This window comes from Agrobacterium sp. El2ro-1b (genome assembly GCF_048298475.1).
Classification (GTDB): Bacteria; Pseudomonadota; Alphaproteobacteria; order Rhizobiales; family Rhizobiaceae; genus Agrobacterium; species Agrobacterium fabrum.
In genome coordinates this window covers 34,049-55,570 of record NZ_CP103459.1, presented here as the reverse complement: position 1 = coordinate 55,570, position 21,522 = coordinate 34,049, and the positions used below count along the sequence as shown (strand labels likewise).

At 58.9% G+C, this 21,522-nt stretch carries 15 protein-coding genes; 9 read left to right on the top strand and 6 right to left on the bottom strand.

Annotation, left to right across the window (positions count from 1 at the left end; genetic code table 11):
• The first annotated feature begins 589 nt into the window (after positions 1-589).
• Positions 590-2,998, top strand: coding sequence for a response regulator (locus NYR50_RS14615; RefSeq protein WP_418137373.1), 2,409 nt, complete (start codon positions 590-592; stop codon positions 2,996-2,998).
• Between the two features lie 33 nt (positions 2,999-3,031).
• Here NYR50_RS14615 and NYR50_RS14610 read toward each other — a convergent pair whose 3' ends face one another.
• From NYR50_RS14610 to NYR50_RS14600, 3 genes are all read right to left on the bottom strand, one after another.
• Positions 3,032-3,991 (bottom strand): glycosyltransferase family A protein, encoded by a 960-nt coding sequence (locus NYR50_RS14610; RefSeq protein ID WP_418137372.1) that lies wholly within the window; start codon positions 3,989-3,991, stop codon positions 3,032-3,034.
• Entirely contained in the window at positions 3,988-5,499 is a 1,512-nt protein-coding gene (locus tag NYR50_RS14605; RefSeq protein ID WP_418137371.1) for an oligosaccharide flippase family protein, read from the bottom strand. The genes NYR50_RS14610 and NYR50_RS14605 overlap by 4 nt, the downstream gene beginning before the upstream one ends.
• A 225-nt stretch (positions 5,500-5,724) precedes the next feature.
• Positions 5,725-6,957, bottom strand: coding sequence for a polysaccharide pyruvyl transferase family protein (locus NYR50_RS14600; RefSeq protein ID WP_418137370.1), 1,233 nt, complete (start codon positions 6,955-6,957; stop codon positions 5,725-5,727).
• 270 nt (positions 6,958-7,227) lie between these two features.
• Here NYR50_RS14600 and NYR50_RS14595 point away from each other — a divergent pair, with 270 nt between their 5' ends.
• The 6 genes from NYR50_RS14595 (at position 7,228) to NYR50_RS14570 (ending at position 13,743) form a co-directional block, all read left to right on the top strand.
• A complete protein-coding gene (locus NYR50_RS14595; protein WP_418137369.1) occupies positions 7,228-8,427 on the top strand; it encodes a glycosyltransferase family 4 protein in 1,200 nt (399 codons plus the stop codon).
• On the top strand, positions 8,414-9,751 hold the full coding sequence (locus NYR50_RS14590) for a DUF4038 domain-containing protein (protein ID WP_418137368.1): 1,338 nt from the start codon (positions 8,414-8,416) through the stop codon (positions 9,749-9,751). Before NYR50_RS14595 ends, NYR50_RS14590 begins: the two co-directional genes overlap by 14 nt.
• Positions 9,752-10,005: 254 nt before the next feature.
• The gene (locus NYR50_RS14585; RefSeq protein WP_418137367.1) at positions 10,006-11,151 is read left to right on the top strand and encodes an MraY family glycosyltransferase; all 1,146 of its coding nucleotides are present in this window, start codon (positions 10,006-10,008) and stop codon (positions 11,149-11,151) included.
• Between the two features lie 91 nt (positions 11,152-11,242).
• Positions 11,243-11,857, top strand: coding sequence for a YdcF family protein (locus NYR50_RS14580; RefSeq protein WP_418137366.1), 615 nt, complete (start codon positions 11,243-11,245; stop codon positions 11,855-11,857).
• A complete protein-coding gene (locus tag NYR50_RS14575; protein WP_418137365.1) occupies positions 11,854-13,131 on the top strand; it encodes a hypothetical protein in 1,278 nt (425 codons plus the stop codon). Before NYR50_RS14580 ends, NYR50_RS14575 begins: the two co-directional genes overlap by 4 nt.
• A gap of 3 nt (positions 13,132-13,134) precedes the next feature.
• Positions 13,135-13,743, top strand: a complete 609-nt coding sequence (locus NYR50_RS14570; protein ID WP_010974186.1) for an acetyltransferase — start codon at positions 13,135-13,137, stop codon at positions 13,741-13,743.
• Here the strand turns inward: NYR50_RS14570 and NYR50_RS14565 are convergent.
• The 3 genes from NYR50_RS14565 to NYR50_RS14555 are packed head-to-tail and all read right to left on the bottom strand — an operon-like array spanning position 13,707 to position 17,412.
• Positions 13,707-14,882, bottom strand: a complete 1,176-nt coding sequence (locus NYR50_RS14565) for a glycosyltransferase (protein WP_418137364.1) — start codon at positions 14,880-14,882, stop codon at positions 13,707-13,709. The genes NYR50_RS14570 and NYR50_RS14565 overlap by 37 nt on opposite strands.
• Positions 14,879-16,162, bottom strand: coding sequence for a glycosyltransferase family 4 protein (locus NYR50_RS14560; RefSeq protein ID WP_418137363.1), 1,284 nt, complete (start codon positions 16,160-16,162; stop codon positions 14,879-14,881). Before NYR50_RS14560 ends, NYR50_RS14565 begins: the two co-directional genes overlap by 4 nt.
• Positions 16,159-17,412, bottom strand: a complete 1,254-nt coding sequence (locus tag NYR50_RS14555) for a glycosyltransferase family 4 protein (RefSeq protein ID WP_418138251.1) — start codon at positions 17,410-17,412, stop codon at positions 16,159-16,161. Before NYR50_RS14555 ends, NYR50_RS14560 begins: the two co-directional genes overlap by 4 nt.
• Before the next feature lie 659 nt (positions 17,413-18,071).
• Between NYR50_RS14555 and NYR50_RS14550 the strand changes: the two genes are divergently transcribed.
• Both NYR50_RS14550 and gnd read left to right on the top strand, forming a co-directional pair.
• Positions 18,072-20,471, top strand: coding sequence for a glucan 1,4-alpha-glucosidase (locus NYR50_RS14550; RefSeq protein WP_418137362.1), 2,400 nt, complete (start codon positions 18,072-18,074; stop codon positions 20,469-20,471).
• A gap of 37 nt (positions 20,472-20,508) precedes the next feature.
• A complete protein-coding gene (gnd, locus tag NYR50_RS14545) occupies positions 20,509-21,513 on the top strand; it encodes a phosphogluconate dehydrogenase (NAD(+)-dependent, decarboxylating) (protein ID WP_418137361.1) in 1,005 nt (334 codons plus the stop codon).
• The last annotated feature ends 9 nt before the right edge of the window (positions 21,514-21,522 follow it).

Genomic DNA, 21,522 nt, shown 5'->3' with positions numbered 1-21,522 from the left:
CACGTCGTTGTCAATCGGGAACTTCGGAAAGACACAATCTGAATTGCGGTCTGGATTTTTCGAGATTCAATGTCGGCCAGAAAGCAACAGACGTGGCACTACCCGAATTTCTATCAGGGCATCGTACAATGGAGTATCACAACTGGAAAAGGTTCGGAAATTACTCACTTTCGATTGTGATTTCGAGCCAATGTTCAATCGGGCATGATGTGAAAAGACAAGCAGACACGCGCGAACTGGTTGAAATATAATGTCTGTCAGGCCGTCGTCGTTTTTTGTAGGCTACAACTAATTATAATGGATGAATTATAATCGCGGCCGGATTGATTTATTATTTGCCTCCGGTCCATTTGTTTGCGATGTCGGCAACCTATGCGTGTTCAACGCATTCTGAAGCTGCGTCTCAAGACGATTGGACACACTGTACCCGTATATTCCTCTTATGACGGAGCGCGGTGGAATATATATCCCTGACGAATGATCTCAAGGCCGTGAAGGCTATTTTCAAGACTTCGTTGACCCTCCATACCCGGCGCTTTGCAAGGGTCGATTTCTGTTTGGAACGTGTGCCAATTTTTACGAGAATGACATGGCGGAAGGCGGCGATGACAGTCACAAGGTTCCCTCCGCTTTCGAGGCGGACACCGGTCCGCTGCCCGGATCACGGGAAGCAGCGCATGCTAAGGCGTTCCCGAGTGTCGGTGTCGGATCTTCATCGGGTGGACTGAATGCTAAGGATCAGTCGATGAATGGGGAACTCGTCACTTCGAAAGAGGAACTGCAATCCCTCAACGAAGAACTGACAGCCCTCAACAATCAATTGCACGAAGCACTGGAGCGCCAGCGCGCGGTTTCCAACGATCTGCAAAACGTCCTGTATAGTACCGATGTCCCGACGCTTTTTTTGGATTCCAGTCTTCGTATACGGTTCTTCACACCGGCCACTCGGTCAGTATTCCACATCATATCGTCCGATGTCGGCCGTCCCCTTTCAGACCTCAGCGGCTTCGACGGCGACGGTACGCTTCAAACCGATGCCATGGCGACCCTCCACGACGGCAATACAATCGACAGGGAAATAGTAGGGTCTGACGGTCGATGGTATGTCCGCCGCGTCAAACCCTATCGCGGCGAGAGCAAGGCCGTCGACGGGGTCGTCATCACCTTCATCGATGTGAGTGCCCAGAAACAGGCTGCCGAGAGCAGGGAAGCTGCAAAGAAATCCGCCGAGCGGGCGACCGAGGCCAAGTCGCGATTCCTGTCTGCGGCAAGCCACGATCTGCGTCAGCCGCTGCAAACCCTGAAACTGTTGCAGGGGCTTTTGGAGAGGAGCGTGGGCGAAGGGCGGGCGCGCACTTTCGTTCAGAGGATGGAGGAAACGCTGTCCTCGATGTCGGGCATGCTCGACTCCCTTCTCGACATCAACCAGATAGAAGCTGGCATGGTGGAACCGCAGGTCGTGAACTTTGCAATAGGCAACCTTCTGGGACTGCTCTTCAAGGAGTTTTATTACCCCGCTCGCGCCGCCGGGCTGCAACTCCATGTCGTGCCGTCCAGCCTCGCCGTTCGCACTGATCCGCGTCTGTTCGAGCAGATCGTTCGCAACCTTCTGTCCAATGCGCTGAAATATACGACCAGCGGCAAAATTCTGGTCGGCTGTCGCCGGCGTGGTACGAAGGTTCGGTTCGAAGTGTGGGACACTGGCATCGGTATTCCCGAGAGCCAAATCGAGGATGTTTTCCAGGAATACCTCCAGCTCGATGCGTCTGCTGGAACGGAAGACCGTGGTTTGGGGCTGGGATTGTCGATCGTCAAGCGGCTCAGCGAGCTCCTCGAATTGAAGGTAGCGGTGCGATCGCGATTGCATAAAGGTTCCGTATTCATGATCGAGATCGATCAGGCACCGGCAGGTGAGCCGCTTGTGCCACTTCGTGCGCCGGTGGATGGCCGTCCGCATCATACGACCGCCCTGTCGTCTGCCTCGGTTTTGATCATCGAGGACGAAAACGGCATGCGCGATCTTCTCAAGATGGGCCTTGAGCAGTCCGGGTATGTGGTCGCTGCGACCTCAACGGCTGCCGAAGCGCTCGCGATCGTTCGCGGACTGCAGTTCAAGCCCGACGTCATTCTCGCGGACTACAATTTCCCTACCGGCGGGAATGGCATTGCCGCTATTGAAGATATCCGGCAAGCACTCCGCCGAAATGTTCCGGCGCTCATTCTCACAGGCGATATTTCCAGCAAGGCCCTGACGACTTTTGCGCAGCACGAAATACCCTATCTGCACAAGCCGGTGAAACTCAAGGACGTCGTGCAGGTGGTCGAGACCCTGGTCGTTCGCCAGACCGGCGAGAGGGCGGAGCACGCAAGCGAACTTGAAGATATGGAGCCGATGACGGGCCGGCTCATCGAAGTCATCGACGACGAGAAAGACATCAGGGACAACTTGCGGGCTCTTTTCGAAGGCGAGGGCTGGACGGTCGCAACCTATGTTTCGGCCGAAGAGTATATTGCAGATTACAAGCCGGACAGATCAGGTTGTCTGCTTGTCGATGCGTATCTGCCGGGCATGGTCGGCATGGAGTTGCTGCGCCTGCTGAAAGAAAGGCAGCACCGGTTTCCGGTCATTGTCGTCACGGGTCACAGCGATGTACGTATGGCAATCGATGCGATGCGATATGGAGCGGCCGATTTCATCGAGAAGCCGATTTCTTACCAGGAACTTTATCGGAGCGTTCGGTCGGCCCTTGATCGTTCGCGTGATGCGAACGAGCGCGAGGAACGGCGTGAAGCGGCGCGCGCCACCCTGGCGACGCTGACGCGCAAGCAACGGCAGATCCTTGACCGGATCGTCCAGGGGCAGGCCAACAAGATCATTGCAGCCGATCTGAAGCTTAGTCAGCGCACCGTCGAGAATCACCGCGCCTCTATCATGCGCCGAACAAAATCCGCTTCGTTGCCGGCGTTGTTGCGGCTTGTCCTGAATGCCGAAGAGTAGGCCTTTGTCATCGAAAATTTGATTGATCGACCGCTATCGGCGGGCGATAGCTGCACGAATGCGGTGCAGCGCATCAGGTCGGCGCACAAGATAACTTATCGGTGGTAGAAACGCTGAAGCGGGTCTCAGCCGGAAAGCCTGGGCGAGAAGGGCACCCGCGCCGGGCCTGCGCCGGACCAGATTGGAAAGCGCGCACCAGTAGGCGCGGTCGCTCAGGCTCGCGCGCCCGCGCCGGAGCAGGGTCTTGGCGTCGGCAAGCAAAGCCCCTTCGTTGCCGAAGAAGCTTTCAAGCGCGGCTTCGATTTCGGTATTCCAGGCAAGCACGTTATCAAGGATGGCCGACTGGTTGGCGCCGTGGATGCGGGTGAAATTCTGCACGGCGTCAAGCTCGACAATGTCGCCCAGCACCGCGAGCCGCATCCACATCTCGACATCGTCAGTGTGGCGCAGTGCTGGCCGGTAATGGCCGGCATGTTGCTGAATGTGCGTTCTGGTAACCGCGAGAGGGCCTGGCACCGGGCTGCGTCCCGTCGCACAGATGTTGGCGATGAAGTCCATCCCGCGATGAATCCGCATGCCATCGGCATCGCTGCGGAGGCCTGATGCAATTTCGGCGTCGTTGCGAAAGAAGGCGGTGCGGCCGAAGGCCATGTGCGCGCCGGGATTGTTGTCGAGCGCTTCCATTGCGCGTGCCAGAGCCCCGGGCGACAGGACATCGTCGGCGCAGATGATCGCGAAATAATCCGCCCGCGCCCAATCGATGCCCTCGTTGAAAGAAGCGTGACCGCCGAGGTTTTTTTGGCGCAGGCTCGTTTCGATACGCGGATTTGCTGCCGCGAGAGACCGGGAGATCGCAACACTGTCGTCTGTGGAGGCATTGTCGATGATGAGGATGCGCATGTCGGCGATGTTCTGGCCAAGGACGCTTTCTACGCACCCCTTGAGAAAGCGACCGTAATTGTAGTTGGGAATGACGATATCGATACTGCTCATGGCTCGACCGCTGCTGAAACGACGGTGTCGGGAATGGAAGCCGGTGCAGCAGGTCTGCCGACCTTGCGCGGACGCCCGGCGAAAGCATCGAGGGTCGAACGTATTTCGCTGAGGAGCGGGTGGCGCAGGAGAAACAGGCAGGCGGCCCAGCCGGTCATCGAAAGAAGGACGGCGCCGCCAGCCTGGGCGAGGGAGTAATCGAAGCGGAAGCCCATCCAGGCGGAAATGGCGAGCGGCCCCGCAATCGCGGCAAGGGTCACGCTGGCACTTGGCCCGATGGCTGCGAACAGTTCCGGTAATTTGAAGTGCGCATGGCGCCTGACCAGATAAAAGGCGACGAGCATCTGGAAAGGAAGCGTGACGAACTGGCTCAGCGCGACTGCGGTCAGGCCGAAGAAGCTCGCGGAGCAGAGCACAGCCGCCGAGACGCTGCGGCAGACGAAATTGCCGAGGAACGCTTCGCGGTTGGCGTTGAGGGCGATCAGCAGCGGCGTTGTCAGCACCATCGGAAACCAGAAGATCGAGGCGAGCGCAAGGATCCGGGTGATTGGTACGGCGGCAAGCCACTGGTCTCCCAGTGCAAGGCGCACGATGGGATCGGCGAGAATGGCGACCATGATCAGCGACGGCCAATAGAGCACGGTGATGTAACTGAGGGCGCGCAGGTAGGATCTGCGCACGTCCCCGCCTTCGCGAACTTCTGCGGCGAGCGCCGGAAAGGCGAAGGAAAAGATTGCCGAAAGGAAAATGCGATCGGGAATGGAGCAGACGGTATTGGCGCGATTGTAGATCGCAACCGCGGTCGGTGTCAGGGCAAAGCCGAGCACCAGTTGCGGCAGGGACTCGTATAATTTATCGACGATGGTGGCAGCGCCCCTGTAACGGCCGAATTCGGCCATGCGGCGCCACGACTTGAGCGAGAGGCGTGCTGACCGCTGGGCCGGATCGGCATAGGCGGCAAGAGCGGAGGCAACGCTGTTGCCGACGAGCAGGCCGAGCGCAAAACTGACGAAACCCCATCCATTTCTGGCAGCGAGGATCGTCACCACAGCCATAACGACGAGGCCGATGGTTCGGACGCGTGCGATGGTGCCGAAGGCCAGCCGGCGACGCAGCATGGAAAACGCCGGCATGCCCAGGCTTTCGGCCATGACCGCGAAAATTGCGAGGACAAGATAGTGCTGGAGACCGGGCTGGTGGTAGAAAAGCGCCAGATACGGTCCGCACAGATAGAGAATGATCCCGAGAATGCCGCTGACCAGGAGAAGCAGCGTAAGCGATGTGTTGATGTCATCACGTTCAACGACATCGAGCTGAATGAGGAAGTCGGACGACACGAATTCGCGAAAGGCGAAGATCACCGCTGTTACCCCGTAGCCGATAACGGCAAAGCCCACATCCGCAGGCGAAAGCAGCCGCGACATGATTGCGATCAGAGCCAGATTGATCGCAATTCCGAGGTGCTGTTCCAGCATGGCCATGAAAAAGGCACGGCGGACTTTGTGCATTGAAGGGCTCCGACAGCGTCGCTGATAGTCGACGGTAGCGTCAAATCTAGAGTGCGGACTTGAACCTTGAAAATCTGACCATTGGGATGGCAGCCGGATCCGTAGGTGCAGGCGGTTTGGAGAATGTTTCTCGAAGGGCATGCGACAGTGGGCAGTCTACGCCAATCGAATGTTAAAGCGCCTCGGTATTACGCCGAAGGCATTAGCTTGCGGGATAGTGCGTGCCTAAGGCGTAACGCCCTGCGGCGTTGCGACGATATCCGTTAAGAGAAATTCCCGGCCGAGTAGCGCCTCCTGCTCGGAGAGTTGGCGCTTGAAGCGTTCATTGGCGTGGGCAATCCGCTGCCTCACCGCATCGGCTCCAGCCAGTATTTCCGTCACCAGTTCGATAACGTCCTCGACTTCGAACGTGTCGATGTGGCGGACAAATTTCTCCTGGTCGAAATCATTCATGAGATCGTCGAACTTGCGGGCGTAACCAATTGATATTGTCGGATTTCCAAGTTTCAGCGAGCAGACAACGCCATGGTATCTCGACACCACGGCCAGATCGATTGCTGCCATCTGCTGCATGATATCGCGCAGCGTTGCGGCCGAGCTGATCTCGATCTGCGACATCTCATCCTCGGAGAGCATATCGTTAAGCAGAAACATCAGATCCGCGCAGGCGACCCGATCCGTAACGTCCCCCATCAAAAGCGTGATGCGATGGCCTTCACCGATCAACCAGCTCACAAGCTGCGAGAGCTTGTGGATGTAGGTCTGGTAAATCCTGTTGGCCTCGGGATCGTTGTGACGCCAGCCGCGATAATCCATGACGCCGACACCTATTCTCATTGCGCCGTCGGCGGACCTCTCGCGGTGGGGCACAGGAGCAGGAAGATCAAAGGCGATATCGGGGTAACGGTGGTCTCGCGACACGTCGACGCCAATCATTTTCATGTAGTTGAGCGAGAAATCGTCCCGGTAGGACCGATAAGAGGCCATCTGTGCGGCCGAGCGCAGGAACCAGCGGCTAAGGCGGCTTTTCATCGGACCGGCGCCGATGCTGACGAAAGCGATCCGCGTGTTACGAAGGCGTGCAACGAGACACCAGCAAAATACGACGAAAGGCCAGCCGAACCACTTTTCCTGAAAATCATCGAGGATGCCGGTCCCCGGTATGATCATCAGGTCAGCCTTGTCGAAACCAAAGAGGCAACTGACCAATAACATCAGCCGTGAAGGCACCTTGCCGAGCACCCTGTCCAGTTGCCTCATCCACGGATTGGAAAGGGGAGGGCCGCCAACGCCCATCGAACGAATGTTGAACTTCGCACTGACGACTGTCGGGCTTGCGCAGATACACAAGAGATCGGCATCGGGCCTCATTCTGCGCAGATAAAGGAGCATGGCTTCCAGCGATCCGTCATTGCCGGAATTGCCCGAGCCAAATTGTCCAAGGAGAGTGATCCTCATTTATTTTCCAATCGCAGCACGGCGCCGACACGCTCGATATGGCATTGATATCCGCTGGATCGGCATGACCCCACACCGACCTTCGGGGTGCGTCTTACGCCAAACGAATAGTCTGGCCGACACAAACCTCTCAAAGGAAGATACGGCTAAGCCTAAGATGCAACTGACTGTCATCCCGTGGCTTTTTAGTATGTCGCGTTAGCCGCCACTCGAACCAGCCGCCGTCGATCCATTGCGGCATGGGTGTGGATGCAAGAGCGAGAGTGTCCCATGAAGCTTGCCTATTTTGTCCTTCCCCATATTGGCGGCACCTATTCCGTCTTCAAACATCTTCGTAAAGGCCTCGCTGCCTATGACATAGACGTGCGATGGCTTGGGGTGTGCAAGGAAACATACGGGCTGCCTCTCGATCTGCAGGTTGAAAAGGAATTCGGGCAACTCCTGCGCATGCCCGTCAATCTCAGCGAACGCGATTGCGCCGCGCAAATGGCGGCTGCCATCGAGGACGGAGGGTTCGACGGTGTGATCGTCAATGTTCTTGGCGATCAGTTGCAGACAAATATCGCGCGCTATCTGCCCGAAGGCATCCTGCGTATTCTCGTCGTTCATAATATTTCGCCAGGAACATATGCTGCCGCCCGCTCGGTCCGGGACTATGCCCATGTCACGATTGGCGTATCGGAACGGTGCCGCGCCGATCTGGTGGCGCGCAACGGCTTTCCGAAGGATCGCACCTACGCAATCCCGAATGCGGTGGATAGCGATGCGTTCCGCAGCCAGGCGGTTCGGCGCGTCAACCGGGGGCCGGAACTCAAGGTTCTCTTTGTCGGCCGCATTGAAGATGCATCGAAAGGCGTGATGTGGCTGCGGGAAATACTGGATGCTTCGCCTGAGGCGGTGCGCCTGACGATCGTCGGAGATGGGCCGGACATGGGCAAACTCAAGCGAAGGCTGGCCGGCCATGACAATCGCGTCAGTTACGCAGGATCCGTTCAGCTTGCCGACATACCGGTCACCATGGCCAGTCACGATGTTCTCATCATGCCGTCCCGCTTCGAGGGGCTCGGCATGACGATGATCGAGGCGATGGCCGGTGGCTGCGTCCCGGTCGTGTCGCATATCCGGGGCGTGACGGACACGATTGTCGAGCCGGGCCGAAACGGCTTCCTGTTCCCGATCGGCAATTATACGGCGGCGGCCAATGCGATCGCACGCTTGCACGCCGATCGCGATCTTCTCGAGCGGATGTCGATCGCGGGAAAGGAAATGGTCCTGAACCGCTTCAGCATCGAACGTATGGCCGCACGCTATAACGAAGTCATCGCCATGACACTGAACGACCGCCCCGGCCTGTCAACAGTGCTCAGGATGGAGGACTGGTCTATTCCCGCCGGTTTGAGGCCGGGTCTCAGAACCTATTTGCCATTGCCCCTGAAAAACTGGCTTCGCGTCGTTCGTGAACGGCTTTGACGCGATGATCGGCGATCAGCGGCGACTTGGCTATCTGTCCGGCATCTTCCTTCTATGGCTGGGCATGTTTTCGACCTGTGCCGCACAGGATGTCGCTTTTCCGCTGCGGGTTGCGCAGGATGGTCATTATCTCGAAGACGGCAAGGGCCTGCCATTCCTGATTGTCGGAGACAGTGCGTGGTCGCTCATTGGCGATGCCTCCATCCCCGATGCCGAATTTTATCTGCAAACCCGAAAGCAGCAGGGCTTCAACACCGTACTTGTATCGTTGATCGAGCACCGGTTCTCCCGCAAGGCACCGGCAAATTTCTACGATGAGAAACCTTTTGTCGGTGCTGCCTTCGAGCAACCGAACGAGGCCTATTTCGACAGGGCAGAAGCGTTCATAAAGGCTGCCGCCAGTCGCAACCTGCTGGTACTTCTCTGTCCGGCCTATAGCGGCGCGCGCGGTGGTCCGGAAGGTTGGTATCGGGAAATGGTTGCGGCCGGGCCGGAAAAGCTGCGGGCTTATGGACGCTATGTCGGACAGCGCTTCGCGAAGTACCCCAACATCATCTGGGTGCAGGGCGGGGATTATGATCCGCCCGATCGTCAGCTGGTCATGGCCGTTGCAATGGGGATAGCAGAAACCGATCCTTCGGCATTGCAGACCGTGCATGGCAATCCCGATACCGTGACAAGCGATTTTTGGCGGGATGCTTCCTGGCTCGATATCGATTCAGTTTATACTTACAGCAATGTCGCGGCGGCGGTGATGGCTCGTTACCGATCTGGGCCGAGACGGCCTTTTTTCCTCATCGAAAGCGCCTATGAAGGCGAGAACGATGTCAAGGAGCGGCAGGTTCGTCTCAATGCCTATGGTGCGCTGCTTTCGGGAGCGAGCGGCCAGCTCTTCGGCAACAATCCGGTCTGGCATTTTTCCGCCGCCGGGCTTTATGACGCGAAGGACAGCTGGCAAAATTCGCTGAGCAGCCGCGGCGCTCAAAGCATTACCCATCTGGCCGCGCTTTTCAGGCAACTGGCGTGGTGGAAGCTGGTTCCCGATCAGGGGAGCCTGCTGAAAAGCGATCCTGGCGCATTCGCGGCGCGCGACAGGGATGGGGCATTCGCCTTGATCTATCTCGACACCCCTTCCGTTGTCATCGATCTCGACAGTCTGGGGGCCGGCGAGAAGACCCTTCGCTGGTATGATCCCTCGAACGGACTTTACATCGAGCCCACCGAGCGTCTGGGCCGTAGCGGCCTTCGCAACGTGACGGTGCCGGCATCGGCGAATGCTTTCGGCTTTCAGGACTGGATCGCCGTTCTCTCCGCGCAGGAATGATCGTTCCCGAGATGCGGCTCGTTGCCGAGTCGTTCATTCGTGGTCACCCGCGGTCAAGAGCCTGAGCCTAGCTCTTTCGATGGTCGATCCGGTTCAGGTGTAGGCAGGGTAGACGTTAATATCGACACCCTCTCCCTTTGGTGGATTCCACACGCCTTTTGCCCGCATACCCCTCAGCGCCGGTGTTTTTTAGGATCGTCAGCAGGCGAGTATCGTTGCAAATGCGCCGCCAAGGTTCAGCGTGGGGATCAAACATGTCGGGGATACTCTTCAACACCATCGCTACTTTCGTCCTGTGCGTATCCTTCATTGTCGTTCTGAGGCGCCTGACCATTGCGTTTCAGCTTGTGGATCGTCCCGATTCATTCCGCAAACGCCACACCGGAGCCGTTCCGCTTTGCGGCGGTATTGCAATCTTTGCCGCTTTCGCTGTTTCCGCCTTCGTTGGCGGGTGGAGCGGGGCGCTTGGCATCAACTTCTGGCTTGGGCTGGCGGTTATCCTGCTGATGGGCGTCGTTGACGACCGCCGGCCGCTGCCCGCAGCAGGGCGCCTCGTCATGCAACTGGCAATGGCGATTGCGCTCGTAGGCGGCGCGGATATCGGCTCTCTCTCGGTCGGCGTGCTGTTCACGTCGCATTCGGAGTTGTTCCTGCCGCTGTTTTTCTTCATCGGCGTTCTCTTCGTGACGGGGCTGGTGAATTCCTGGAACATGCTCGATGGCGTGGACGGGCTTGCCGGCGGCACGGCTGGCGTTGCGTTGATCTGGTTGATGATCGTGGCGGTCTTCGCGAACGTCGGCGACATCATCCCACCGCTTGAGGCACTCTCGGTATGCCTCTGCGCCTTTCTGGTGTTCAATATGCGCGGTCCATGGCGCGCACGGGCGAGCATATTCCTTGGCGATGCCGGTAGTACCGCGCTCGGCGCGACAATTGCCTACGTGATCGTCCTGCTGGCGACCACAAGCGTTTCGGTATCCTTTCCGGCACTGCTGTGGATCGTCATCCTGCCGATCACCGATACGCTCAGCCTGATTATTAGGCGCATCATGCACGGTCGCAGTCCAATGTCGGCCGATCGCTGGCACTTTCATCATCTGCTGCTGGATTACGGTTTCACGCCGGCGGCGGCAACCAACACGCTGATCGTCATTTCCTTCCTGTGTGGAGGCATTGGTTTTGCCGGGATAAAAGCCGGTTTGCCGGCGGAAGTGATGGCCGCCGGTCTTCTCGTGCCGATTGCCCTTCACACCGCCTTTGTCCTTGCCGCGATGGGTTATCTCTCGAAAACGCTGCTTCACAGGGGCAATTTCGATCTCTATCGCGAGGTCGTGCGTCTGCCTGTGGTTGCCAAATCAGTGTCGGAGCCAAAAGCAATACAATCGCCGAATGAAGAGTGATTGCATCATGAAGCCGCCGTGGCCCGGACCGCGCATTCCCCCAAAGCCCTTTACGAATGGACGGTCCTGGCGTTCGCTCGTTTCTCGAGGCGTGAAAACCAGCTGGCTGTGGAAACGGAATTCGATTGTCCTCGGTGTCATCGTCTTGGGTGCAATCGGTCTCTACGGACTGGCGCTCGTTTCAGCCGGATCGCTTCTTGTCGTGGAGGATCCGCCTGCGCAAGCCGACGTCATCGTGGTTCTGGGTGGTGACGGTCCTCCTCGAGCCGCCCAGGCTGCGAAACTGTGGCACGAGGGAAAGGCGCCGCTCGTTCTGGTGACGGGTTACGGCGATTGCGATTTCATCCGCGATATGCTGGTGCGCTCAGGCGTGGATTTCGCTGCGGTCTCGACGGAATGTCTTTCGCTCAGCACCTGGGAAAACGCGACATTCTCCCAGCCCATACTGAGTGGAATGGGAGCGAGACGCGCCATTCTGGTCACGAGCTGGTTTCATTCACGGCGTGCGGTAAAGCGCTTCCGGTTCGTCATGCCTCAGATCCAGTGGATTTCCCTTCCTGCGCAAAGAACCGTGTCGTTGTGGCGTCTCGCCGTCAACGGCGACGGGGTGCAGGTGTTCAAGGAATACGCCAAGGCGCTTTTATACGACGTCAGAAGCAGTTTCGTGCGGGATTTGCCGCCGGTTCAGGTGGGGCTCTCGTCATGAACACGCTGCTGGTTTTTTGCCTTTTCGTTGGTGTTATCCTGCTCCTCTGTTGGGGAATGATCCGCCGGGAGCGAATTTACGAGTTCCCGTTTCTGACGGGCGTCATCACGTTCAGTTTCATCTTGCCGCAGGTTCCCGGACTGGCGTCGGAACGATTCCTGCCGGAAGGCGCGTTCACCAGAACCGCGCTGTTCATGATGCTTTGCCTTTTCATGTGCTGGTGGGGATGGAGGAAAACGGCGAAACCCTTTGCATTCTTCCGTATCGATTTCGATGAAACCCGTCTGCTGATCGTCGCAGCCGTTCTCTCGCTCGCCGGCGCCTACTTCTATTTCAAGCTTAGCCGTCTGCCGGGAGAGTTGACCATTGCGGTGCAGATGACCGGTGTTCCGGTCATGTACATCTTCTTTTCGCGGCTGTTGAGCTACGGTCTGGCTGTTGCGGTGCTCTGTCTTGCACGGCGATTTTCCTGGCTGGCGCTCGCTGTCCTCGCGTTCGATCTCGTCTTTTACCTGGATCGCATCGTGATAACCGGAAAGCGCGCCGAAGCGGTGGAACTCATCATGATGTTCGCGCTGGCATGGTGGTTTTACAAGGGATGGGCGATCCCGCGCATCTTCGTGATCATAGCGCTCTTCCTTGGCACATTGTCGATGAACAGCATGGGTGATTACCGTGCCATCACCAAGGCCAACGATGCGCCCGTCTGGGACGATATCAAGAGGATCGATTTCGTCGGCAATCTCGAAAAAGTCTTCCGGGATGGCGGTGACGAGATGCGCAATGCGATCATGCGCATCGACAACACCGCAAACACCCTGCAATTCGACTATGGCAAGTTCCATTGGAACAGGCTGGTGTTCAACTTCGTGCCCGCGCAACTCGTGGGCGTGGAGGTCAAGCAATCCTTCATGCTGCCGGTGCCGGTTCAATCGCGCGACTACAATCCCGTCCTTGGCACGACCGAGACCGGAATGGCGGATGCGTTCGGGTCCTTCTGGTATCTGGGAGCGTTCAAATTTTTCCTTCTCGCCTATCTGGTGCGCCGGATCTGGGTGACCGCGAACACGGGCGAGTTCGCTGCGCAATTCACCTATCTGTTGTCGATCGTACCGTCCATGCATGCGATCTCGCATCAGACCGACTGGGTTCTCATGGTCTGGGTGCATATGCTGATGTTTGCAGCGCCGGCGCTGGCATTTGCCGTGATACCCGCGCGCGTGCAGCAGCGGCGATACGAGATACCGTCTTTGACGTCTCAGGCCGGAGGGTAGACGATGCGCTCACGATACGACGATCCCGGTTTCCAGCATACAACGACGCCGCTGCCGCGTTTCGGAGGTCCGACCTTTGCACTGAATTTGCGGTTGAAACGGCTGGTCTGGATGATCGTCTGGCGGCTTCTCGCCAGCTGGACGCCGCCGCCGATGCGCCGCTGGCGCAATTTTCTCCTGCGCAGTTTTGGCGCGCGACTGCATGCCACGGCAATGGTGTATTCCAGCGCGATCGTGTGGTGGCCGGGGCACCTCGTCATGGAGCGTCATTCATCTCTCGGACCTGGCGTGATCTGCTACAACGTCGACATGATCACCATCGGCCAATTTGCGTCGGTCTCGCAACGTGCCCATCTGTGCACCGGGTCGCATGACGTTCAGGACAGCGCGTTTCCCCTTGTGACGCGGCCGGTGGTGATCGAGGAGGATGCCTGGGTGGCTGCGGAAGCCTTCGTCGGGCCCGGTGTCGTCATCGGCAGGGGGGCCGTGCTCGGCGCGCGCGCCGTCACCGCGAAGTCACTGGAGCCGTGGACGATTTATGTCGGCAATCCGGCAAGGGCGGTTGGCTCCCGCCGTCAGGAAGCGGCGGCCTCCAACGCACTCAGCCGATAACCCTCGAGCGTGGCATGGGCAATGGCCGGCCAGGTGAATTTCTCCAGTACAAGCCGGCGGCCGTTTTCGCCCATCGTTCTTGCCCTGGCCGGATTGCTGAGCACGCTTGCCAGCGCCTTGGCAACCTCGGCCGCGTCAACCGAGACGATAAGCCCGGCATCGGCAGAGCCGACTTCGGGAAAGTGACACTGGTCGGTGATCACCACAGGCGTGCCACAGGCGAGCGCTTCTGTTATCGCCATGCTGAAACCTTCCTGTCGGCTTGGCAGGCAGAAGCAGTCGGCATCGACCATGGCTTCGAGCTTTGCCTCGCCGTAGATGGGCCCGACCATGAAGACGCGGTTCCGGATATTCAGTTTCTTGACCAGATGCATGAAGTGGCCCTCTGCGCCACCGGGGGGACCTGCAACGACGAGATCAACGTCGACATAGGTGTCACAGATAGCCGCAAAGGCCGAAGCGAGAATGTCGACACCTTTTTTGATGTGCAGGCGTGACAGGAACAGGATGTAACGCCTGCCGTGCGCCAGGGCGATTTTCTGCCTGAAATGTCCCCGGGCCGGCAGGGGTTCGAATTCCTCGGCAAAAACACCGTTCGGTATGATCAGATTCCGCGCTTGAAAATTCAGCGTTTCTACGGCCGCCATCTCATCGACGTTGAGCAGATGCAGGAACGCAGCCTCGTTCAGCATCCTGCGATAGCAGAGCATCAGGGCAATCTTCTTTTTCCACGATCGCTGCCCAAGGCTCCAGTGATCCAGCATGCCGGCCGGGCAAATGCAGTAGGGTACACCGGCAGCGCGGGCGAGCTTGGACGCATAGAGCAGAAATGGCTCCCACACGCCGTGAATATGCATGAAGGAGGCATCCTTCAGCAGGGCTTTCAGCATGCGCCGCCCCCTGAAGCAGAACAGCGTCTCCAGCTTCCCGGCCGGCGGCAGGAGATGCCAGTGAATATTCTCGAAATGCGGAATGCTGCGCCCGATTTCCTTGACCTGCGCCTCGATGGCGGCGTCGCCATAGCTGACGATATTCACATCAAGGCCGAGACCGGCCTGCGCAGCGGCAAGGCGCATGGCAACGGCCTGCAACCCGCCATATTTGGGATCAATCGAAGCGATGACATGGATGATCTTCATATCGTGTTGTTCCCCAGGTATCGCGCTTCATCCGTCTGGCAAACACCCGCAGCCCCCGCCAGATGCGGCCCGGACAACGCGGCAAGGAGCCGCGCGCCATAGGATTCCACGGTATGTTCGGCCGCGCGCAGGAGCGCGTTGGCGGACATGCTCCGCCTCAGTTCGGGATTGTCGGCAAGTGCACGCACCGCAGTCGCGATAGCCTCCGGATCGCAGACGGGAACGATGAAACCCTCGATGCCATCGCGAACCACACTGCCGGTGTTTTCGGTCGTTATAACCGGCAGGCCCGCTGCCAGCGCTTCATAGACGGCGGTCGCGGAACCCTCGCAGAGCGACGGCAGCAGGAAGACGTCCGCCCACCGAAACTCTTCGGCGATCTGCGAGCGCGGAACGATCCCTCTCAGCTCCACCCATTGTGAAATCTGCTGCTTGACGTCATCGGGCACGCGAACGCGGCCCGCCATGCGGAAACGGGCGGCACCTTCCATCAGTCGGGCTGCTTCCACGACATAGGGCGAACCCTTGCGCAGCCCGACTTCGCCCACGGTCAGAACCCTGATTGGCCCCGGCATGCGCGCTGGCCGGTCAATGGCAGCCGCGGCACTGACCCCATAGGGTACGACGACACACCGGTCTTCCGGCCCGCCACAGGCGACGACGTTCTTGCGGACGAATTCCGACGGGCAGACGATGACATCCGCCAGACGCCACTCCGCTTTTTCCCGTTCGGCGAACAGACGCGCATGTGGGTTCTCCTGCACAGGACCGGCCCATGCGGGAAACCGCTTCATTTCCTGGTCCAGAAGCGCTTCGACGACATCGCGTGGGGCGATCATCTGCTCGACTGCGGTCCACAGCCCCTGCTGTTTTGCCGCCTGCATCTGCTCGAGTGCGTCGCCGCTGAAGGCGTAAAGCCCGGCGGCGCCGTGGAAGCCGCGTCTGGCAACCATTTCGGAAAAAATCGACCCGGCCCAGATCGCGTGCGAGGTTTCCTCGACAACGTCTTTCGTGCGCATGTGCCGCAGCACGGAACGGAGGCCAAAGCTGGAAAACACCGTCGTCAACGCTGTCGGCACACCTTTGGGCAGCCGGCCAGCCAGCCGTTTGACGGGTGCGGGATAAAGGGATGCCGGAAACGAATTAACGATCCGGGGCCAGCCCTTCGTGGCGCAGATATCCGTGTAAAAATGCGCAAGACGGCCAGCGGATGCGAATATCCTCGGCACGGCATAATGCATGCGGGCGCCGAGCTGGCTGACGACGACTTTGTCTTTCATGGCGAAATACCTTGAGCGAGATGGGGCCCGGAAGGCTCGACAGTCTGCAGCCTGGCGATCAGCGCCACCCAGGCATCTGCCGCCTTTTCTCGGGAATAATCGGCACAAAGCAGCCGTCTTGCCGCATCACCCATGGCTGTCGTGGTATCCGGGTCATCGCAAAGCTCCTCGATAATGCCGGAGAGCTTGTCGGTCTCGCCAATTTCGACGTTTTTGCCACATCTCCTGGCTCTGAGAATACGGGGCACCTCCCCATCCGGATCGCCGACGAAGATCGTCGGCCTCCCGGCTGCCATGATGCCGTAGAATTTGCTTGGAATGATGCAGTGTTCCAGCTCCGGCAGCAGTGAGACAAGATGCACGTCCGCAACGCTCAGGCTTTCAGCAAGGTTTTCAACGGGCTGCAGCGGCTTGAAGACGACGTTCTGAAGACCGAGATCCTGAACGACAGTCTTCACAGCCGCGTGCTGATGTCCGCCGCCAATCAAAAGGAACCGGATATCCGGCCGGTGCGCGAGACGTTTCGCTGCTGCGAGCATGGTGCCGAATTCGTGCGCCCGCCCGAAGTTTCCTGAATAGCCGACGACAAAGACATCCTGCAATCCCCACGCCTTCCGCAGGCTGTTATCCTGCGGCAAGACAGGAAAGATTTCCTCGCCATCCGACCAGTGATGCAGAACGCTGACGCGGTCTTCTGCAATGCCCTGCGTTAAGAGGAATTCCGCCATCTTTTCGGTAGGGCAGACGACCATGCCGGGGGATCGCAGAGACCAGTTGCGCACCCGCGTCAGCCATGGCGCAAGCCACCGTGCGCGTTTCCGGAAAAATCCAAGCTCGATCGCAGTCTCCGGAAAAAGATCCATGATCCAGTTCACCGTGAGGGCGCCCTTAAGGCGGATCGCGATGCTGCTCATGACGGAGAGGAGCGGAGGATCGGTGCAGACAACGACCGTATCCGTCGCCCGAACGTTGCGCAGAAGCCAGGCGAATGCCAGCACCTGAAAGAGAAGATAATCAATGCTCCGGCGCATGAGGCTGTGCCGGCCGAAACGACCGCTCGCGAGCCGCTGGATATTGACACCCCGAACGGTCTCGGTTGCGGGCAACACGCTGCCGGGATGATTGTGTATTTCGCGACTCGCAACGACAGTCACATTCATTCCGCGCTGCGCCATCGACATGGCGAGCGACGATATCATCCGGCTTGTTGCCGACTGGTCGGGGAAACCATATCTGTTCAGGAAGATCATCCTCACGCTTTTTTCTCCCGCCAAGTGCCCCGTCTGACAAAGCATTCTTGGCGACGTGAAAACAGGCGGCAAGCTGGTCGTAAGGACTAGGTGGCTCACGATATGGCGTGGGCAATACTCCGAAGTCGGCGCCGAATTATCCTTTCGGTAGCTGAAACGCTGATGACGCCCTTATGGATTAGCACATTCACACATTGCTCCGGCCTGTGAATGGCAGTGAAGGGAGGCGATACGTTTTTCGCAAGGCCGCCGCGACGCCAGACGTCAGGGACAGGCGAGGTTCTGCTGACCAGCGCGGCACTGTGAAGCATCACGATGATATTTTGATAAAACGCCACGCTCGCTGTGTCGCGAAACGCATGGCCGGCGCAGTTTGGTTTGGACAATGGAGGCGGACGCCGCTGCTTGGAGACGACTGCTATAAATCGCTGGCGTATGGCGCTGACGAGATTACCAAATCTTTAGTTGTGTGCCCCCGTGCCAGTCCCTAGCTTGCTGATGAGGCTGCGTCCCGAAAACGGATAAATCCAGGAACCGCGAAACCCGTTTTCTGTTTATCCCGGGAAGAGCTGACGTTCGAGAATGAGATAGCCAATGACTTATCGGGACTGTAATAAACGTTACTTTTTCCTGGTTCTGCAGGCCAACCGGGACATTTCATGATGCGTACCGCACTAGATTTTGCACCGGGCGCGCCTGGCATAGATGCGCGGTGGACCTCCAGCGCCAAGAGCGGAGTTGGGACCGCGCTATCCGAGGACTCACCAATCTGGTTCACACTCAGCCACGGTATTTTGAACGAGATATACTATCCTCGGATAGACAGTGCCTGTACGCGCGATTTCGGTTTTGTCGTCACCGGGCCTGACGGTTATTTTTCGGAGGAGAAACGCGATTGCGTTTCCGTCACCCGCCCGTTTGAAAGCGGAATTCCCGCTTATCATATCACCAATACGGCGGCCGACGGCACCTACCGTGTTGAGAAACAGGTGATCAGTGATCCGGCACGGGCCTCCATTCTCCAGCAGCTTTCATTCATTCCGCTGAAGGGACAGACCGCCGATTATCGCGTCACCGCGCTGCTGGCACCGCATCTCGTCAACGCCGGCAATCTCAATTCGGCATGGATCGGTGATTATGAGGGCCATAAGGTTCTCTTCGCCTCTGGCCGCTCCCGTTATCTGGCGCTCGTCTGCGATCTGCCCTTTCGCGCCGCAAGCGCCGGTTTTGTCGGGTTTTCGGACGGCTGGCAGCAGTTGCACCGGCACGGGCGCATCATGGACGAATATCAGCGGGCGGATGACGGAAACGTGTCGCTGGCCGGGGAAATAGATTTTCGCGACGGCCATGAGACGGCGACGTTGGCATTGGGTTTCGGCCAGACCGAATATGAGGCGGCCGCAGTTGCCGTCGCCAGCCTGAAACATGGTTTCAGGCGCGCGCACGATGCCTATATTGCCAATTGGCGCAGCTGGCAGGACGGTCTGGAGACGCTTGACCGGGACACCCATCACGGCATCAACTCTTACCGCGTATCGACGGGCGTTCTCGCCGCGCATCGCGCCGCCGACCGGCCGGGCGCCGTCGTCGCGAGCCTGTCGATCCCATGGGGCGCCTCAAAAAGCGACGATGATCTCGGCGGATATCACTTGGTCTGGCCGCGTGATCTTGTGGAAACGGCCGGCGGTTTTCTAGCCGCGGGCGACGCGGACGAGGCGCTGGCAATCCTGAACTATCTGCGTCAGGTACAGCAGCCATCGGGTCGCTGGCCACAGAACCTCTGGCTGGATGGCAAACCCTATTGGCCCGGCGTTCAGATGGACGAATGTGCCTTTCCGATCCTGCTGGCGGATATGCTTTATCGGCATGGTCACCTCGATCACGCCGCGGATTTCATGCCGATGATCCGCAATGCGGCTGCCTATATTCTGGCAAACGGCCCGACGACCGGGGAGGACAGGTGGGAAGAGGATGCCGGCTATAGCCCGTTTACGCTTGCCGTCGAGATCGCTGCGCTGCTCGCGGCTGCCGATTTCCTGGATATGGAGGGCGACGTTGCCGGGGCCACGCATTTGCGAGAGACCGCCGATTGCTGGAATGCGCAGATCGAGCAGTGGACTTTTGCGGGGGAGCAATCCTTATGCGAAGCGCTCGGCATTTCCGGGCACTATGTGCGTATAGCCCCTCCCGAAACCACCGATGCCGCACGACCTTCCGGGGATACGCCAATCCGCAACCAGACGCCGGACCGCTCGACGTTGCCGACCAGCGACGTCATCAGTCCCGACGCTCTTGCGCTTGTTCGCTTCGGCCTGCGCGCGCCCGATGATCCTCATATCCTTGCAACCGTCAAGGCGATCGATCATTGCCTGCGCGCCGATCTGCCGCAGGGGCCGGTCTGGTACAGGTACACGGGCGATGGATATGGTGAGCACGCGGATGGAACGGCGTTTGACGGCGCGGGGCAGGGCAGGCCATGGCCCCTTCTGACGGGTGAGCGTGCCCATTACGAACTTGCCGCCGGCCGACGCGAGGCGGCAGAAGCATTGCTGACCACAATGGAGAAATCAGCCGGGCTGAGCGGACTTTTCCCCGAGCAGGTCTGGGACCAGCCTGACCTGCCCGAGCACGAACTTTTCTACGGCCAGCCTTCGGGAAGCGCGATGCCGCTGGTCTGGGCGCATGCCGAACATATCAAACTTCTGCGTTCGCTCGCCGATGGCGCCGTTTTCGACCTGCCGCCGCAGGGCGTGGAACGCTACATCCGCAATAACACAACCTCGCATCTTCGAATCTGGTGTTTCAACAACAGGATTGCCGGCATGCCCTGCGGCAAGACGCTGCGGATCGAATTGGCGGATGATGCCGTTGTCCACTGGAGCGTAGACGGCTGGGCAACCACCACGGATACGAAGACGACGGCCTCGGGCCTCGGCACATATTTCGTCGACTTACCCGTGCAGGACATGGCGGCGGGCGACGACATCGTCTTCACTTTCTTCTGGCCGAATGCAGGGGTTTGGGAAAACGAGGACTTTACCGTTCGCCTGGGCGAATGAACGAGCAATAGTGCATTTGCAAAGAAGGAATGTCAGCATGCAGATCGGAATGGTTGGGCTTGGAAGAATGGGCGCAAACATGGTGCGCCGGCTTTTGAAACAGGGTCATGATTGCGTGGTTTTCGACGTCAATCCCGACAACGTTGCGGCATTGGTGAAGGAAGGCGCAACCGGTGCCACCTCGCCGGACGATCTTGTTGCAAAGCTGTCTCCGCCGCGCGCCGTCTGGCTGATGCTGCCCGCCGCCATCACGCCGAAAATTGCCCGAGATTTTGCCGCCAGACTTCAGGCCGGCGATGCCATCATCGATGGCGGAAATTCCAACTATCGCGATGCGATTGATCTCGCAGCCGAGTTTGCGCCACGGGGTATCGATTTCATCGATGCCGGCACATCCGGCGGCGTCTGGGGGCTGGAGCGCGGATATTCACTGATGATCGGTGGGCCCGTGGCTGCGGTACAACGGCTGGATTCGATATTCGCCTCGCTTGCGCCCGGCGCGGGGCTTGGCATCACAGCCGACCCGGTTACCGGAACGGCACCGATGGGATATCTGCATTGCGGGCCATCAGGGGCCGGGCATTTCGTCAAGATGGTTCACAACGGCATCGAATATGGTGTCATGGCTGCTTATGCCGAAGGCCTCAATATCCTGAAAGCTGCCAATGCGGGCACCCAGCACCGCGAGGCGGACGCCGAAACGGCCCCTCTGGCCCACCCGCAATATTACCAGTTCGATATCGATCTTCCCGCCGTGACGGAGGTCTGGCGGCGCGGTTCCGTCATCGGGTCGTGGCTGCTTGACCTGACGGCGCAGGCGTTGAAGCAGGATCCGCAGCTCGACCAGTATGGCGGGCGGGTATCCGATTCCGGTGAAGGACGCTGGACCCTGCAGGCGGCAGTCGAAACGGGCGTGCCGGCCCCCGTCTTGGCGTCGGCTCTGTTCGAGCGCTTCTCCTCGCGCGGTGAGGCCGAATTTGCCGGCAAGGTGCTTTCCGCCATGCGCAACGCCTTTGGTGGCCATCTGGAAAAAGCGAAATAAGGACGCCTG

Coding starts and splice junctions, on each gene's coding strand:
- NYR50_RS14585 (WP_418137367.1), top strand. CDS start 10,006: ATGTCGGGGATACTCTTCAACACCATCGCTACTTTCGTCCTGTGCGTA.
- NYR50_RS14560 (WP_418137363.1), bottom strand. CDS start 16,162: ATGAAAGACAAAGTCGTCGTCAGCCAGCTCGGCGCCCGCATGCATTAT.
- NYR50_RS14575 (WP_418137365.1), top strand. CDS start 11,854: ATGAACACGCTGCTGGTTTTTTGCCTTTTCGTTGGTGTTATCCTGCTC.
- NYR50_RS14605 (WP_418137371.1), bottom strand. CDS start 5,499: ATGCACAAAGTCCGCCGTGCCTTTTTCATGGCCATGCTGGAACAGCAC.
- NYR50_RS14615 (WP_418137373.1), top strand. CDS start 590: ATGGCGGAAGGCGGCGATGACAGTCACAAGGTTCCCTCCGCTTTCGAG.
- NYR50_RS14570 (WP_010974186.1), top strand. CDS start 13,135: ATGCGCTCACGATACGACGATCCCGGTTTCCAGCATACAACGACGCCG.
- NYR50_RS14565 (WP_418137364.1), bottom strand. CDS start 14,882: ATGAAGATCATCCATGTCATCGCTTCGATTGATCCCAAATATGGCGGG.
- NYR50_RS14555 (WP_418138251.1), bottom strand. CDS start 17,412: ATGATCTTCCTGAACAGATATGGTTTCCCCGACCAGTCGGCAACAAGC.
- NYR50_RS14595 (WP_418137369.1), top strand. CDS start 7,228: ATGAAGCTTGCCTATTTTGTCCTTCCCCATATTGGCGGCACCTATTCC.
- gnd (WP_418137361.1), top strand. CDS start 20,509: ATGCAGATCGGAATGGTTGGGCTTGGAAGAATGGGCGCAAACATGGTG.
- NYR50_RS14610 (WP_418137372.1), bottom strand. CDS start 3,991: ATGAGCAGTATCGATATCGTCATTCCCAACTACAATTACGGTCGCTTT.
- NYR50_RS14600 (WP_418137370.1), bottom strand. CDS start 6,957: ATGAGGATCACTCTCCTTGGACAATTTGGCTCGGGCAATTCCGGCAAT.
- NYR50_RS14550 (WP_418137362.1), top strand. CDS start 18,072: ATGATGCGTACCGCACTAGATTTTGCACCGGGCGCGCCTGGCATAGAT.